Here is a 15,239-nt window from a genome sequence, read left to right as displayed (position 1 = left end):
CGGTCTGTATACTCGCAGTGTATGAGCACACAGTTCGACGTCATGCCGCTGACGCCCGCGGGTGAACGGCTCCTCGACGCCGCGGCGGAGCTGTTCTACCGGCGTGGCATCCGGGCCGTCGGCGTCGATCTGATCGCCGAGGTCGCCGGCACCACCAAGAAGACCCTCTATGACCGGTTCGGGAGCAAGGACGCCCTGGTCGCGCTGTACCTGCGGCGGCGGGCCCATCGCTGGCAGACGTTCGTCCGCGAGCAGGTGGATCGGGTGCCGCCGGGCCCGGGCCGGGCGCTCGCCGTCTTCGACGCGCTCGAGGCGTGGCTCGCCGAGCAGGACCGCGGCTGCGCGTTCGTCAACGCCAACGCCGAGATCGGCGGCACCGGCCATCCGGGCGAGCCGGTCATCCGCGCCGAGAAGGCGGCGACGCGCGCACTGTTCACCGAGCTGGTGGGCGGCGCCGAGGACCTCGGCGCGCAGCTGCACCTGCTCTACGAGGGTGCGAACGTCGCCGTGACGGCGGGCGGGCAGGCCGACGCGATCGACCAGGCCCGCCGCGCCGCGTCCCGGCTACTGGAGGGCTGAGAGCTCGGCCGCCAGCCCGGCGAGCAGCCGGTCCGCACCGCTGCCCGGCCGGTACGTGCAGGCGAGCCCGACAGCGGCGACGCCACCCGCGGCCACGATGTTGCGGACGGCATCGGTCACCGCGGTCAGAGCCGGGCCTCCGGGTGCGGGGAACAGCAGCCCTGGGAGGTCGCCGGAGTCCGTCACGTCCACGTCGACGTGCAGGTACACCGGACCCGGTACGTCGCCGACCTCGTCGACCGGCGCGCGCCGGATCCTCGAGTGCGCGAGGTAGTCCGCCTCCGGCGGGTCGAGGTCCCGCGCGTCGACCAGCACCACGTCCTCCTCGGGCACCGGGCGCAACCCGAGCCGGTCGGGGGCCGTGCGGTCGGACTCGCCCACCAGCTGGCGCAGCGGGAACCCGCCCAGGTAGCCCGACGCCGTCGTCTGCGGGGTGTGCACGTCGCCGTGGCCGTCGAACCAGACGACGCGCGGGTCGCGGCCGGCCCGCTGCAGGCCGGCGACGACGCCGAGCGAGGTGGTGCAGTCGCCTGAGACCACGACCGGGACGCGGCCCGCCCGCACCTCGGTCGCCACCGCGTCGGCGACCTCCTCGTAGAGGACCGCCATCCGCTCCCACGGGGCGCCGGGCGGGAGCTCCGGGGCGATCGTGCGGTCTGGGGTGAGCGGGAGCTCCAGGTCGGGCAGGTGCTCGTCGAGGTGGAAGGGGATGGCGATCACGGTCACCCCGCCAGTCTGCGCCGTCCTTGACATGCAGCCAATCGGCTGCCTATCGTAAAGGCAGCCGATTGGCTGCATGAGTGACGAGGCGGGGATGGACGAGATCTTCAAGGCGCTGGCCGACCCGAGCCGTCGGCGGCTGCTCGACAGCCTCAACGCCCGCAACGGGCAGCGGCTGAACGAGCTGTGCGCCGGCCTCGACATGGCGCGGCAGTCGGTCAGCAAGCACCTCGCGGTGCTGGAGCGGGCCAACCTCGTCACCACCGTCCGGCACGGCAGGGAGAAGTTGCACTACCTCAATGCGGTGGGGATCCACGCGATCGCCGACCGCTGGATCCACCAGTACGACCGGCGGCGCGTGGAGGCGCTCGCCGACCTCAAGCAGGCATTGGAGTCACCGATGACGGACGAACCCGCATTCGTCTACACGACGTTCATCAAGACCACGCCGGAGCGGCTCTGGAAGGCGCTCACGGACCCGGCGTTCACGCGCCGGTACTGGGGTGTCTCGTTCGACACGGACTGGCGGCCGGGCTCGGCCATGGTCTGGGAGCAGGACGGGCACCACATCGTCGATCCCGAGCAGGTCGTGCTGGAGGCCGAGCCGCCCCGCAGGCTCGCCTACACCTGGCACACGCCAACGCTCGAGTGGGCGGGCCTCAACGGCATCGACGACGACGTGCGCGCCACGCTCGCAGGCGAGAGCCGGTCGCGGGTGACGTTCGAGATCGAGCCCTTCGGGGAGTCGGTCAAGCTCACCGTCGTCCACGACGACTTCCCCGCAGGCAGCACGATGCGGGCGATGGTCAGCAGCGGCTGGCCGTACCTGCTGTCCGACCTGAAGACGCTGATGGAGACCGGCGCCACGCTTCCGCCGGTGCCCGCAGAGGCCTGGAGGAGCTGACATGCCGAAGGTCGAGGTCTCGACCCTGATCCGCAGGCCGGCCGCGGACGTGTTCGCGGCGTTCGCCGACCCGGCGACCACCACCCGGTTCTGGTTCACCAAGAGCAGCGGGCCGCTCGCGCCCGGCGCCACCGTGCGGTGGGAGTGGGAGATGTACGGGGTGTCGGACACCGTGGTGGTGAAGGAGTTCGAGGCACCCGAGCGGTTCGTCGTGGCGACGGGTGGTGGTGATGGGCCGACCGTCGAGTTCCGGTTCACGCCGCGGGAGGAGGGGACCGTGGTCACGGTCACCGAGTCCGGCTTCGGCGGAACGGGCGACGACGTGATCGACTACGTCGCGGGGTCGACCGGCGGCTACACCACCGCGCTGTGCTCGGCGAAGGCCCTGCTCGAGCACGGGATCGAGCTGGGCGCCGTGCGCGACAAGTACCCGGACAACTGGGTCTGAGGTAGCGATTGATCAGATTCATTTCATGAACGACACGCGCATTTCTTGACGCCCCGCCTGCCGCGGCATTCCGATGTCGTGTGGCAACCTCGCCTTGCTCTTTCGTTCAGCCACGCGCTCGAGGCGAGGAGTCGGCCAATGATCGTTTCTGGTTCCCGGCCGTTGCCTTTCCGGCCGGTCGGACAGGTATTGATTGTTTCGGTGGTCCTCACCGCCGTGAGTTTCGCCGTCACGCTGATCAGTCCTGATCCGGAAGCGCGCGGCGAGCTCGCGCGCTGGCTCGACGTGCTCGGGGAGAACACCCTGCCGACCTGGTGGAGCACCGCGCTCCTGCTCACGGTCGCGCTCGCGTGTGCGGTGACCGGCGTGGCCGCCAGGGCCGGCGGAGTGTTCGGTGCAGGTGCCTGGTTCGCGGGCGCCGGGGTCGTCGGGGCGTTCTCGCTTGCCGAGCTCAGCGGCGTGCACCGCAGGCTCGGCGGGGTCGGCCGCCTCGTGCTGGGAGAGGGCGCGCTCACCCGGAACTGGTTCGCGATGGCGGCGGTCGTCGTACCAGTGGTCGCCGCGGTACTGCTAGTGCTGGCGGCACGGGTGGGCGCCCCGTCGAGCCGCCTGCTCGCCGATGGCGGAGTGTTGCTCATGGTGTCGGCGGTGGGTGGGGAGTTCGTCGCCGCGCTGCTCGGTGGGCGCACCGGGCCCGTGCTCGCCCCCGTGCTCGTCGCGCACCTCGGGGAGCTGGGCGAGAACGTCGGTGCCGCGCTGATGCTGGCCGCGGCTGTGCGCGCACTGGTGTTGTCCCGCGCCGGGGACGCGCTCACGGTGCGGCACCGCAGGGCGGCCCGCGGCCGGGACGCCGTGCCGATGCGCCTCAGGGCTCTCGGGTGGTGGCTCGGCGGGGTGAGCGTGGCGCTGACCCTGCTCAGCCTCGGGTTCGTGCTCGCCGATCCCGCGCACCCCCTGCTGCGCGATCTACGCCTCTACGTCGACCTGCTCGTCGAGCACAACCTGCCCACCTGGTGGAGCGTGGCGTTGCTCGCCGCTGCGGCACTCGCGCACTTCGCGGCGTTCGTGGCGGCGCGGAACGCCGGGACGCCCGGGGCGGTGTACTGGCTGGTCACCGCGGGCGTGCTCGCCTTCCTCTCGCTGGACGACCAGAGCCAGCTGCACGAGCGCTCCGAGGAGCTGGGCCGTCTCGTGGTCACCGAGACCAGCGACTTCCCGTTCTACTGGTTGATCCCGGGGGCGCTGGCGGGCCTCGGCGTCGCCGCCGCCGTGGTGGCGCTCGCCGTCCGGGTCCACGCCCGGCCCCGCGGGCTGCTGGTCGGGGGCATCGCGCTGATGCTCGCAGCGGGGCTCGGCCTCGAGGTCGTACAGGGCCTGTTCATGGCCGCGGGGAACGAGGGGACCGGCTTCGTCATGGGTTACCACGTCGAGGAGCTCGGTGAGGACATCGGGGTGATCCTCCTGATCGGGGCGGCGGTCTCCATGACCCGGCTGTCGCGCGCCGGGGGCCTCGCACTGGAGTACGCCGACCACCCCGCACACCTCGATCAGCGGGAATCGGACGCCGGCATCCCGGGTCCGATCTCCGCCAGAACCGGAGGCTGACCGTCGCGAGGCTCGTGGGTATGGAACTCAACCTCACGGGCAAGGTCGCCGTCGTCACCGGCGGCAGCAAGGGCATCGGTCTCGCGACGGCACGCACGCTGCACACCGAGGGCGCCCATGTGGTCGTGGCGTCCCGCAAGAGCAGCGCTGAGCTCGACGCGCTCGCCGGGCCCTCGCTCGTACACGTGCCCACCGACCTCACCGCTCCGGACGCCCCTGCCGCCGTCGTCGCGCACGCCGTCGACGTCTTCGGAGGTCTCGACATCCTCGTCAACAACGCGGGCGGGCCGCCGCCCGGGGCGTCCCTTCCCCGCTTCTCCTTCCTCCCGGTCAGCGACGCCGACTGGCGGGACATGTTCGAGTTCAACCTGTTCGCCGTGGTCCGGGCGATCCGGGCGGCGATCCCCGTGATGCTGGAACGCGGGGGCGGGTCGATCGTCAACGTGTCGTCGGCATCGGCGCGCCAGCCCGGCGCGATGAACGCCGACTACGCCGCGGCGAAGGCGGCGCTCACCAACCTGACGAAGACCCTGTCGGAGGAGTTCGCTTCGCAGGGCGTCCGGGTGAACACCGTCTCGCCGGGGCCCGTCCGCACGCCGTGGTGGACCGACGAGGGCGGCGCCGCGGACGTCCTCGCCGCCGCGTTCGGTACCGACCGCGAGTCGGTCCTGGAGCGGGCGGCACCGGAGGCGATGGCGGTCAATACGGGGCGGCTGCTCGACCCGCAGGAGATCGCCGACATGATCGCGCTGCTCGCGTCCCCGCGCTCGGCCAGCACGACGGGCGCGGACTTCCTCGTCGACGGCGGCTTCCACAAGGCGGTGTAGCCGAGGTCGCACGGAACCGGCTGGCGTCGCCCGCAGCGGCACTTCAGGATCGAGCAGTGCCCGTCGACACCGCCGTTCAGCGCCGGATCCTCGCCGTGCTCGCCGCCGCCCAGGTGCTCGGCGGGGTGGGCGTGGCCGCGGCGATCGCGGTCAGCGCACTGGTCGCCAGCCGGTTGTCCGGCTCCGAGGCGGTGGGCGGGCTCGCGCAGACCGGCACCGTGATCGGGGCCGCCGTGGCGTCGTTCGTCGTGTCCCGGGTGGCTGCGCGCTCGGGCAGGCGGCCCGCGCTGAGCCTCGGCTACGGCGTGGCGGCGCTCGGCGGGGCGGGTGCGGTGGTCGCCGTGTCGGTGGGCAGCGCGCCCGCCCTGCTCGTCGCGCTCGTGCTCCTCGGGTCTGCCACGGCGGCCGGGCTGGCCGCCCGCTTCGCCGCCACCGATCTCGCGGCCCCCGAGCGCAGGGCCCGCGCTCTCGCCATGGTGGTCTGGGCGACCACGGTGGGGGCGGTCGCGGGTCCCAACCTCGCAGGCCCGGTCCAGGCAGCGGCCGGTGCCATCGGGCTGGAGCCCGCCGCGGGCCCCTTCCTGCTGTGCGCCTGCGCGTTCGCGCTCGCCACGCTCGGTACCTGGGTGGGCCTGCGCCCGGACCCGTTGCTGCTCGCCCGCGGCGCCGAGAAGTCCGATGCCGGCCCTCCGCCGGGCGCGGCCGAGGTGCGGGCCGCCCTGCTGGCCTCGCCCGCCGCGCTACTCGGGCTCGGCGGGATCGTCGTTGGCCACCTGCTGATGGTCGGGCTGATGTCGATGACGCCCGTGCACATGGACCACGGTGGCGCAACGCTCACGGTCGTCGGCCTGGTGATCAGCCTGCACGTCGCGGGGATGTACGCGCTGAGCCCGCTGTTCGGCTGGCTCGCCGACCGCGCGGGGCGACCGCTCGTGCTCGCTCTCGCGGCGGCGCTGCTGCTGGCGTCGGGGGTGCTCTGCGCGCTGGCAGGCCCGGCCGACACCGGGCTGCTCGCGGCAGGGCTCGTACTGCTCGGGCTCGGCTGGTCGGGTGGCCTCGTCGCGGGGTCCGCGCTGCTCACCGAGTCGGTGCCGGTCCGGGTGCGGGCCGGCGTGCAGGGCCTCGGCGACGTCGCGATGAACGTGAGCGGGGCGGTCGGGGGCGTCGCGGCCGGACTCGTCGTCGCCGGGGCGTCGTACGCGGTGCTCGGGGTGCTGGCCGCGGTGATCGCCGTGCCGTACCTGGTGGCGGCGGGCTCCGCCCGTGGGCGGGAAGCGCTTTCTTGACAGTCCGCTCAGCGGCGGCGAGGCTGCGAGCCGCAGCCGGCGAGGGAGTCACATGGGCACGAGACATCGGGTCGCGATCGTGGGGGCGGGCGGGATCGCCGCAGGGCGGCACTTGCCGGCGCTGCGCGCGCTCGCCGACCGCGCCGAGGTGGTGGCCGTCGTCGACGCCGACGGGGACCGGGCAGCGGCGTTCGCGGCCGAATGGGACGTCCCGCACCACTCCACCGACCTCGCGGCCACTCTCGAGGCGGCCCGCCCTGACCTCGTGGTGATTTGCACGCCACCGGCCGCCCACCACGAGGGCGTGCTGGCGAGCCTCGCCGCGGGCGCGTGGGTGTGGTGCGAGAAGCCGCCGGTGCTCTCGCTCGCCGAGTACGACGACCTCGCCTCGCACGAGCGCGAGGGCGGCCCGTACGTCGGGTACGTCTTCCAGCACCGCTTCGGCTCGGCCGCGCAGACCCTGCGCCGCCAGATCGCCGACAGCACGCTCGGGCGGCCGCTCGTCGGCGTCTGCCACACGCTCTGGTACCGCGACCACGACTACTACGCGGTGCCGTGGCGGGGGAAATGGGAGACCGAGGGCGGCGGCCCGGCGATGGGCCACGGCATCCACCAGATGGACCTCATGCTCTCGCTGCTCGGCGACTGGCGCGAGATCCGCGCGCTCATGGGCACGCTCGACCGGGACGTCGCCACCGAGGACGTCTCGATCGCGGCGGTTGCGTTCGAGTCGGGCGCGCTCGTGTCGGTGGTCAACAGCGTGCTCTCGCCGCGGCAGGAGAGCTACCTGCGCTTCGATTTCACCGACGCCACCGTCGAGGTCTCGCACCTGTACGGGTACGACAACTCGAACTGGACGTGGACGCCCCGCGACGGCGTCGACGCCACGGGCTGGCTCCCCACCGCCGACGTCCCGAGCTCCCACACCGCCCAGTTGGCGGCGTTCCTGGACGCGATGGACCGGGGCGAGCGACCCCCGGCCAGCGGTCGCGACGGGAGGCGCACCATGGAGCTGATCACCGGCCTGTACGAGTCCGCGATCACCGGCAGGCCGGTGCTGCGTTCCGAGCTCGCGCCCGGCAACCCGTTCTACGACCGCCTCGACGGCGGTGGCCGCTACCAGGAGATCGCCCGATGACCCGCCTCACCGTCACCCACGAGCACGGCACAGCGGTCGGCGTGGCCGTCGGTGACGTGGAGATCGCCCGCTACGTCTACGGCGAGGACATCCCCGCGTTCGAGGCGCCGAAGCCGTACCTGCACCCCATCCGCACGCTGACCGGCGGGCTCGTGTCGGCGTACCGGCCGCACGACCACCGCTGGCACAAGGGCCTGCAGATGACCTGGTCGCACGTGTCGGGGCAGAACTTCTGGGGCGGGAACACCTACGTCCACGGCCATGGCTACACGCCGAAGGACAACGTCGGGTCGATGCGGCACGACGCGTTCGGCCTCATCGAGCTCACCGGCGCGGAGCTGACGCTCTCCGAGGAGCTGACCTGGGTGGCGTCCACCGGCGATGAGTGGGCCTCCGAACGCCGCACGCTGCGCTTCCACGGCGTCGAACCCGAGCGGGGCACGTGGATGCTCGACGTCTGGACCGAGCTGACCACCGTCCGGGACGAGCCGCTGGTGCTGGGCAGCCCCACCACCGCGGGCCGCCACAACGCCGGCTACACCGGCTGGTTCTGGCGCGGCCCGCGCGACTTCATCGGCGGCGAGATCATCGCCGCCGACGGGGGCGGCGGTCCGGAGACGATGGGCACCGCCAAGTCGCCGTGGCTCGCCTACACGGGCAAGCACGACGAGGTCGACGGCGGCGCGACGGTCCTCGCCTTCGCGGGCACGACGAGCAGGGGCCGGATCACCTGGTTCGTGCGCAACGACCCGTTCCCCGGGCTCAACCCGTCACCGGCCTTCCACGAGGAGATCGTCCTCCCACCCGGCGAGTCGATCGTGCTCGCGCACCGGTTCGTCGTCGCCGACCGGATCTGGACGCGCGCGGAGATCGAGGCCTTCGCCGCGGAGCACGTTTCGTGAGCTCTCCGGACCTGCCTGGAGCCGTCGGCATCACCGCGCTGCGCGTCTACGACTGGGACGCGGCCGACGGCCTGTGCGGCGGGTCCCCGCACGTCCACCTGTGCTGCACCGAGTGCTACATCGTGGCCGGCGGCAGCGGACGCCTGCAGACGCTAACGGCGAGCGGGGCGGCGGAGCAGCCGCTGCACCCGGGCGACGTCGTGTGGTTCACCCCCGGCACGGTCCACCGCGCCGTGAACGACGGCGACCTGCAGGTGATCGTCCTCATGCAGAACTCGGGGCTGCCGGAGGCCGGGGACGCGGTGCTGACCTTCCCGCCCGCGCACCTGGTGGACCGGGAGACCTACGAGCGGGCGGTCGCCGCGCCGGCCCGGGTGCGGCGCGATCTCGCGGTGGAGGGGTTCCTCGAGCTGCGCGGGCGCACCGAGGCAGGCGACACCGGCGCGCTGGAGCGGTTCTACGCGGCCGCGGCCGCGCTCACCCACCCGCAGCTCGCGGCCTGGCGGGAACGCTGGCGGCACGGGGCGGCCGCCGCGGCCGCGCGCACCGGCCGGGAGATCGACGCGCTGACCGCAGGCGACCACTCGCACCTGCGAGCGGCTGCCGTGGCCAGGGTCGAGCCGCCGCCACAGACCACGCTCGGGATGTGCGGGTACCTCGCGCCGTACCAGGCCGCATCAGCGGCGCCGGTTGTACCACCACCAGCGCAGCAGCACGACCAGCGACGCCAGCAGCCCGAACAGCACCACTAGTCGCCCGACCGGCGACGAGAGGCCGGTGGGGTCCTGCGCGAGAACGGGCATCACGGACACGACGCTACCGGCCGATCGGACGTCGTGGCCACCGGCCGGGCTCGCCGGCGCACCTGGTTCCGAGCGGCCGGCACCGTGATCATCGGTTCGGCGCGGTGCCGGCCACATGTGGCCGTGGCTGCACCCAGCTGGTGATCATGAGGCTGCGGGGCGGTCCCAGCGCGGTGCGGCCGTGCCGTACGAGGGGGCCGGGGCGGGCCAGGTCAAGGGCCGGCCGTCGATGGTGCCGGGTGGGCGGGCGAGAGTCAGGCGGCCCTCCGGCGCGTCCAGCTCGACCAGGCTCGGTGCCGCATCGATGTCGGGCACGTCCGCGGGCGTCTCACGGGGGAGGGACTGCAGCCACGCCGCGGTGCCTTCCAGTGCGAGCCGAACGTGGTGGGTTCCGCCGTCGCGGCGCTGCGCGTCGAGCGCGAGGAGGGCGCCTGCCGCGGCCAGGTATCCGGTGGCGTGGTCGAGCACCTGCGCGGGCAGGGCGCCGGGGGCGCCGTCGGCGCCCTCGGCGTCGGCGATCCCACATGCTGCCTGCACGAGGCTGTCGAAGCCGCGCCGGCGCGCCCACGGCCCCTCGTGGCTCCATGCCGACAGCGTGACGATCACCAGGCCCGGGAACCGCCGCGCCAGCTCGGCGGGGGCGAGGCCGAACCGGTCGAGTGCGCCCGGGCGGTAGCCGCTGACCACGACGTCCGCGCCGGACAGCAGTTCCTCGAGCACCGGTCCGTGCGTCGCGAGGTCGAGCAGGGCGCTGCGCTTGCCGGGCAGCGTGTCGTAGGCCTGCAAGGGGATCTCGGGCCGGTCGGGTGCGTCGGCGCGCAGGACGTCCGCGCCGTGGACGGCGAGCGTGCGCGTCGCGACCGGCCCGGCGATCACCCGGGTCAGGTCGAGCACGCGCGGCCTGCGGTTCGGACGCGGCGGAGCGTCGCCCAGCACCTGCCGCTCGACGAGTGGGGGTGGCGGGCCCGCGGTCGCGCGCCACGCCTCCTCCGTGCGCACCGCGGCGCCCACCCCGCCCGCGTCGTGCAGCGCGGACTCCAGCTCGTACGCGCCGCGCGCCGCGATCGCGGCCGGGACGTCGCCCTCGGCGCAGTCCAACACACCGAGGGCGGCGGCCCGGTGCCACGGGTAGTTGGCATGCAGCCGCAGCCAGCCGTCCGACGTGCGGTGGAATGCCGACAGCGGATCGAACGGGCTGCCGACGGCTCGCCCGTCGAGCCGGACGTGGCGCTCGCTGCGCAGGGCGACGGCGAGCGCCGCGGTGTCGACGGCGACCGGCACCCCCCGCGTCGCCGCCAGGAGGCTCGCGCCCACCGCGGCGGCCCCCACGGCGGTGACGGGGAACGCGGAGCGCAGCACCGCGGGCGGCCCGGTGATCCGGATCCGGGCGAGCTCCTCGGTGGCTCCGCCGAGCGCGGTCCACACAGCGGGCAGCAGGTCCACCTGTGCAGGGTGCCATTACCGTGGTCGGGTGCGAATGACCTACTTCCGGGAGCTGATGGAGACCGAGTTCGGCATCGCCCGCGCCGACTCGGTCTCCCGTGACCACGTGTTCTCCGAGCTGGGTGGCCGCACCGTCGAGGAGGCGCTCGAGGCCGGCATCGAGCCACGGGTGGTGTGGAAGGTCGTCTGCGACGCCTACGACGTGCCGTCGGCACGTCGCTGACGGCCGTCAGGCCGATGGTGGGGTGAAGACGCCGAATCGGTTGCCGGAACGGTCGAGCAGGTCGGCGAAGACCAGCCCGTTGGGCGTCGTCACAGGCGGGTTCAGGACCTTGCCGCCGAGCTGTTCGGTGCGGGTGCAGACCGCGGCGACGTCCTCGACGAGCACCAGGAACGTCGCGTGGTTGTCCGCGCCTCCCGCGGTGCTCATGACGCCGCCCGCTGGGCGTTCGGTGCCTGCGTAGCTGATGAGGTCGTAGCCCGGACCCGAGCTCGGGTCCGGGGCGAAGCTCCAGCCGAACAGGCCGCCGTAGAACTCATGGGCGGCCGCGGGGTCCTCGGTTCCGATCTGGAACCAGGCGACGGTGTTGAGTGCGTTGTTCTCTGCCATGGCGCCACCATCGACCCGCCTCGCGACAACCCCGTGTCGGTGTTTCAGACCAGGTTCAGGGCGCGCACGACCACGTCGTCGGGTATGTCGCATTTCAGCTCCTCGAAGCTGCGGTGCGGCGCCGGCTCGTCGAGCAGGACGGCGTTCCGGATTCGATCGGTGCGGAACACCCGGCCTTCTCCACGGAGGCGGCACCAGCCGAGGAAGTACCAGCACCGGGTCCCCGCGGTGAACGCCACCGGTTCCACGGGACGCTCGGTGACCCGGCCGGACCGATCGGTGTACTCGATCCGCACGACCCGGCGCGTGGCGACGGCCTCCTCCAGTACCGCGGGTACCGAGGCCGGCGTATCCGGCTCGGCGGGTGACAGGAACCGGATGCGGTCGGCGAGCTCGCGGGCGGCGGCGCCGTCGACCGCAGGCATCACCGAGAGGATCTTGTGGAGGGCGGTGCGCGCTGACCGGCCGTACGGCGAGCCCTCGGCGCGGCTGAGCGTGATGGCGACCGCGACCGCCTCGGCGGGCGTGAAGTTGAGGGGCGGCAGTGTGCGGCTCTTGTCGAGGGTGTAGCCGCCGGTGCGGCCCACGTCGGCGTAGATCGGCACCCCGGCCTGCTGGAGCGCCGAGATGTCCCGCTCGACCGTGCGCGCGCTGACCTCGAAGCGGGCCGCGAGCGCGCGGGCGCTGAGGCGGCGCGGAGCGCAGGCCCGGAGCTCTTCGACCAGGGCGTACAGGCGGTCGGTGCGGTTCACGGTGCGACCGTAGAGGCTGCCACCGACAGCCGAGCCAGGCCGGCGAGCGCGGCATTTTAACCGCTCGGCGTGTCCTCTCGTCGATCGAACACGTGTTCGCTACGATTCCATTCACATCGCGGTGCGGCTGTCCACAGATCGCAACCGCACCCGCAGATCGTCGGTGGCGCCCCCTACCGTCGACGCCAACAGACAGACCCGTCCGAGCACTGAGGTGGAGACCCGGCGATGAGCACACCCGACCGCGAGAAGGCGCTGCAGCTCGCCCTCGCGCAGATCGAGAAGAACCACGGCAAGGGGTCGGTGATGCGCCTCGGCGACGACACCCGCCCGCCGATCGGGGTGATCCCCACCGGGTCGATCGCGCTCGACCTCGCGCTCGGGGTGGGCGGCCTGCCTCGCGGGCGCGTCGTGGAGATCTACGGCCCTGAGTCCAGCGGTAAGACCACGGTCGCGCTCCACTCGGTGGCCAGCGCGCAGGCGGCGGGCGGCGTCGCCGCGTTCATCGACGCGGAGCACGCGCTCGACCCCGAGTACGCCAAGGCGCTCGGCGTCGACACCGACGCCCTGCTCGTCTCCCAGCCCGACACCGGTGAGCAGGCCCTCGAGATCGCCGACATGCTGATCCGCTCCGGCGCGCTCGACATCATCGTCATCGACTCGGTCGCGGCGCTCGTCCCGCGCGCTGAGATCGAGGGCGAGATGGGCGACAACCACGTGGGCCTGCAGGCCCGGCTGATGAGCCAGGCGCTGCGCAAGATCACCGGTGCGCTCAGCAACTCCGGCACCACGGCGATCTTCATCAACCAGCTGCGCGAGAAGATCGGCGTGATGTTCGGTTCCCCCGAGACGACGACGGGTGGGAAGGCCCTGAAGTTCTACTCCTCGGTCCGGCTCGACGTCCGCCGCATCGAGACGCTCAAGGACGGCTCCGACATGGTCGGCAACCGCACGCGCGTCAAGGTCGTCAAGAACAAGGTCGCGCCGCCGTTCAAGCAGGCCGAGTTCGACATCCTCTACGGGGTGGGCATCAGCCGCGAGGGATCGCTGATCGACGTGGGTGTCGAGCAGGCGATCATCCGCAAGTCCGGCGCCTGGTACACCTACGAGGGCGACCAGCTCGGGCAGGGCAAGGAGAACGCCCGCAAGTTCCTGCGCGACAACCCCGACGTCGCCAACGAGATCGAGAAGCGGATCAAGGAGAAGCTCGGGATCGGCGCTCGGCTCGACGCCGAGGCCGAGCCGCTGCCCGCTCCCGTCGACTTCTGAGCATGGCCGACGGGCGGGTCGCCCGGCTCGACGGGATCGGCGACGGGGGTGCGGAGAGCTCGGGCGCACCGGTCGCGCGCTTCGGCGAGCCGCGCGCGACGGAGGCCACTCCGGATCGGGTGGACGAGAGCCCGGTTCCTGTCCCGCCCGCCGATCTGCGGCAGATCGGGGGCGCAGGAGACGTCACCGCCGCTCCGGTCGCCGACTTCGGCGCTCCTGGCTCGGACGCCGGCACGCGAGCCGGTGCACCGGGAGATCCCGTGGCGCTGTTCGACAGTCCGACGCTGGGGGCGGGCCGCGAGGACGTCGCGGTCGTCGAGCTCGGTTCCGGCGCCCTGAACCGGCGTACCACCCGCGGGGGCCGGCGAAGCACGGGCGGCGGCCCCGAGCAGGGCTCCTCCCGGCGGGTGGCGGGCGCGCCCGGGCGCGACTCGAAGCGGGGTGACGACCGGGGAGCGGGGGAGAACCCCGGCGTGCGCGGCCGGCGGCGGGCGCCGTCCGCAGAACCACCGGAGCCACCGGTGGGTGACATCGCCGACCCAGGAGCGGGCGAAGGCCACGACCCGCGCAGGCGCCCCCGCGGCCGGCGCGGATGGGAACCGGCGGAGCTCGCCCCCGACGCCGACCCCGTGGCGGTCGCCCGTGAGCTGTGCCTGCGCCTGCTCAGCGACCGCGCCCGCACGCGTCAGGAACTCGCGCAGGCGCTGCGGCGCAAGGGCGTGCCCGACGATGCGGCGCACACGGTGCTGGAGCGGTTCGACGAGGTCGGCCTGATCGACGACGCCGCGTTCGCCGGGCAGTGGGTGCGCTCGCGCCACGCCCACCGCGGGCTCGCCCGCCGCGCGATCGCGATGGAGCTGCGGCGCAAGGGGGTGGGCGACGAGGACGCGAGTGAGGCGCTCGCCGAGGTCGACGAGGAGTCCGAGGAGCGACGGGCCCGCGAGCTGGTCGACCGCAAGCTGCGCTCGCTCGCCGTCGGCACCCCCGAGCAGCGGACCTCCGCCGCGCGTCGCCTGGTCGGGATGCTCGCGCGCAAGGGGTACGGCGCCGGCATCGCGTACCGAGTGGTGAAGGAGGCGCTGGCCGAGCGGGGGGCCGAGGCCGACGAGCTGGGCGACGGCGAGACCCCCGAAGACTGATCTACGCGCCGGCCGCGGGCCTGCACGGTGCCCGCGGGCCTCGTGAGCACCGTGCTGGGCGCGCGATCACCTCTTCAGCCGGCGGCTCCCGCCGTGCCAGTCCTCCTGCACGCCGGCCTCGTCGCCGCGGCCGCCGAGGGCGCGCAGTTGCACGCGCTCCCGGAGGCTGCGCTTCAACTCCGAGAAGCCGGGGAAGCGGGCGAGCCCGACCACGTGATCCCACAGCTCGGCCGCCTGCTCGTCGCTCGGCAACCGGCTGATCACCGGGCCGAAGAAGGCCACCCCGCCGGGAGGCTCGAAGTGCAGGATCGGGGTTCCGACGTCCTTCCCGGTGAGGGTGAGCGCCTCGTCGGTCTCGGCCTGTACGTCGGTGTCCCAGCCGAGGTCGTCGAGAGAATCGGCCAGCGCGGTGGGCAGCCCGATCTGGGCGAGCACCGGCTCGACGAACTCGCGGGTGCCGCGCGCTTCCCGCACGGCGGCGTCGGAGCCGGTCGGCGGTTCGCCGTCGAAGATGTGCGCGCCGAGCGCTGCGTAGAGCGTCCCGACGGCATCCCGCCCGAACTCGGCGCGGGTGCGGGCGGCCATTCTGAGCAGGCGCAGCCCGGCCGCGTGTCCGGCCTCGTATCCGGGTGGGAAGTGCTCGCCGTAGTCGACGTGGGCGTTCAGCAGCCGCAGCGAGATGAACCGCCAGTCGACCCGGTAGTCGCGCTGGGCCTGCACTTTCCGCACCCATTTGCTGGTCATCCATGCGAAGGGACAGACCGGGTCGAAGTAGAAGTGGATGTCGGCGTCGGCCACCCTGGCGACCGTACTG

The 15,239-nt window shown here is 73.2% G+C and carries 17 protein-coding genes; 12 read left to right on the top strand and 5 right to left on the bottom strand.

The features are described 5' to 3' along the window. Nucleotides 1-21 precede the first annotated feature (21 nt). Complete coding sequence (locus K1T35_RS31655) at nucleotides 22-579, top strand: TetR/AcrR family transcriptional regulator (RefSeq protein ID WP_220255441.1); 558 nt, start codon at nucleotides 22-24, stop codon at nucleotides 577-579. On the opposite strand, the gene K1T35_RS31650 is transcribed toward K1T35_RS31655, so the two are convergent. Then, nucleotides 565-1,305 (bottom strand): arginase family protein, encoded by a 741-nt coding sequence (locus K1T35_RS31650; RefSeq protein WP_220255440.1) that lies wholly within the window; start codon nucleotides 1,303-1,305, stop codon nucleotides 565-567. The genes K1T35_RS31655 and K1T35_RS31650 overlap by 15 nt on opposite strands. An 88-nt stretch (nucleotides 1,306-1,393) precedes the next feature. Here K1T35_RS31650 and K1T35_RS31645 point away from each other — a divergent pair, with 88 nt between their 5' ends. The 8 genes from K1T35_RS31645 (at nucleotide 1,394) to K1T35_RS31610 (ending at nucleotide 9,161) form a co-directional block, all read left to right on the top strand. Further along, a complete protein-coding gene (locus K1T35_RS31645; RefSeq protein ID WP_220262978.1) occupies nucleotides 1,394-2,203 on the top strand; it encodes a metalloregulator ArsR/SmtB family transcription factor in 810 nt (269 codons plus the stop codon). Between the two features lies 1 nt (nucleotide 2,204). Further along, nucleotides 2,205-2,651, top strand: coding sequence for an SRPBCC domain-containing protein (locus tag K1T35_RS31640; protein WP_220255439.1), 447 nt, complete (start codon nucleotides 2,205-2,207; stop codon nucleotides 2,649-2,651). A 216-nt stretch (nucleotides 2,652-2,867) separates the two neighbouring features. After that, nucleotides 2,868-4,256 (top strand): hypothetical protein, encoded by a 1,389-nt coding sequence (locus K1T35_RS31635; RefSeq protein ID WP_220255438.1) that lies wholly within the window; start codon nucleotides 2,868-2,870, stop codon nucleotides 4,254-4,256. 20 nt (nucleotides 4,257-4,276) lie between these two features. Continuing rightward, the gene (locus K1T35_RS31630; RefSeq protein WP_220255437.1) at nucleotides 4,277-5,083 is read left to right on the top strand and encodes an SDR family NAD(P)-dependent oxidoreductase; all 807 of its coding nucleotides are present in this window, start codon (nucleotides 4,277-4,279) and stop codon (nucleotides 5,081-5,083) included. Nucleotides 5,084-5,139: 56 nt separating this feature from the next. Further along, nucleotides 5,140-6,369 carry an MFS transporter gene (locus tag K1T35_RS31625; protein ID WP_220255436.1) on the top strand — a complete coding sequence of 410 codons (1,230 nt, stop codon included), beginning with the start codon at nucleotides 5,140-5,142 and terminating at the stop codon, nucleotides 6,367-6,369. A 52-nt stretch (nucleotides 6,370-6,421) separates the two neighbouring features. Continuing rightward, complete coding sequence (locus K1T35_RS31620; protein ID WP_220255435.1) at nucleotides 6,422-7,507, top strand: Gfo/Idh/MocA family protein; 1,086 nt, start codon at nucleotides 6,422-6,424, stop codon at nucleotides 7,505-7,507. Further along, nucleotides 7,504-8,409: a PmoA family protein gene (locus K1T35_RS31615; RefSeq protein ID WP_220255434.1), complete on the top strand. Its 906-nt coding sequence runs from the start codon at nucleotides 7,504-7,506 to the stop codon at nucleotides 8,407-8,409. The genes K1T35_RS31620 and K1T35_RS31615 overlap by 4 nt, the downstream gene beginning before the upstream one ends. Next, on the top strand, nucleotides 8,406-9,161 hold the full coding sequence (locus tag K1T35_RS31610) for a cupin domain-containing protein (RefSeq protein WP_220255433.1): 756 nt from the start codon (nucleotides 8,406-8,408) through the stop codon (nucleotides 9,159-9,161). Before K1T35_RS31615 ends, K1T35_RS31610 begins: the two co-directional genes overlap by 4 nt. 195 nt (nucleotides 9,162-9,356) lie before the next feature. Here the strand turns inward: K1T35_RS31610 and K1T35_RS31605 are convergent, their stop codons facing one another. Next, nucleotides 9,357-10,655, bottom strand: a complete 1,299-nt coding sequence (locus K1T35_RS31605) for a CoA transferase (protein WP_220255432.1) — start codon at nucleotides 10,653-10,655, stop codon at nucleotides 9,357-9,359. 28 nt (nucleotides 10,656-10,683) lie between these two features. Here K1T35_RS31605 and K1T35_RS31600 point away from each other — a divergent pair, with 28 nt between their 5' ends. Beyond that, the gene (locus K1T35_RS31600) at nucleotides 10,684-10,878 is read left to right on the top strand and encodes a DUF3046 domain-containing protein (RefSeq protein WP_220255431.1); all 195 of its coding nucleotides are present in this window, start codon (nucleotides 10,684-10,686) and stop codon (nucleotides 10,876-10,878) included. A gap of 6 nt (nucleotides 10,879-10,884) precedes the next feature. Here the strand turns inward: K1T35_RS31600 and K1T35_RS31595 are convergent, their stop codons facing one another. Both K1T35_RS31595 and K1T35_RS31590 read right to left on the bottom strand, forming a co-directional pair. Then, entirely contained in the window at nucleotides 10,885-11,265 is a 381-nt protein-coding gene (locus tag K1T35_RS31595; RefSeq protein ID WP_220255430.1) for a VOC family protein, read from the bottom strand. Nucleotides 11,266-11,309: 44 nt separating this feature from the next. Beyond that, complete coding sequence (locus K1T35_RS31590) at nucleotides 11,310-12,017, bottom strand: YafY family protein (protein WP_220255429.1); 708 nt, start codon at nucleotides 12,015-12,017, stop codon at nucleotides 11,310-11,312. Nucleotides 12,018-12,245: 228 nt separating this feature from the next. On the opposite strand from K1T35_RS31590, the gene recA reads away from it, so the two are divergent. Together recA and K1T35_RS49860 are read left to right on the top strand one after the other, a co-directional pair. Then, nucleotides 12,246-13,286, top strand: coding sequence for a recombinase RecA (gene recA / locus K1T35_RS31585; RefSeq protein WP_220255428.1), 1,041 nt, complete (start codon nucleotides 12,246-12,248; stop codon nucleotides 13,284-13,286). A 2-nt stretch (nucleotides 13,287-13,288) separates the two neighbouring features. Next, nucleotides 13,289-14,425 (top strand): regulatory protein RecX, encoded by a 1,137-nt coding sequence (locus K1T35_RS49860; protein ID WP_220255427.1) that lies wholly within the window; start codon nucleotides 13,289-13,291, stop codon nucleotides 14,423-14,425. A gap of 66 nt (nucleotides 14,426-14,491) precedes the next feature. On the opposite strand, the gene K1T35_RS31575 is transcribed toward K1T35_RS49860, so the two are convergent. Next, nucleotides 14,492-15,223 carry a hypothetical protein gene (locus K1T35_RS31575; RefSeq protein ID WP_220255426.1) on the bottom strand — a complete coding sequence of 244 codons (732 nt, stop codon included), beginning with the start codon at nucleotides 15,221-15,223 and terminating at the stop codon, nucleotides 14,492-14,494. Between the last annotated feature and the right edge of the window lie 16 nt (nucleotides 15,224-15,239).

It is taken from the genome of Pseudonocardia sp. DSM 110487 (assembly GCF_019468565.1).
Classification (GTDB): Bacteria; Actinomycetota; Actinomycetes; order Mycobacteriales; family Pseudonocardiaceae; genus Pseudonocardia.
This window is presented reverse-complemented; position numbering and strand designations above follow the sequence as displayed.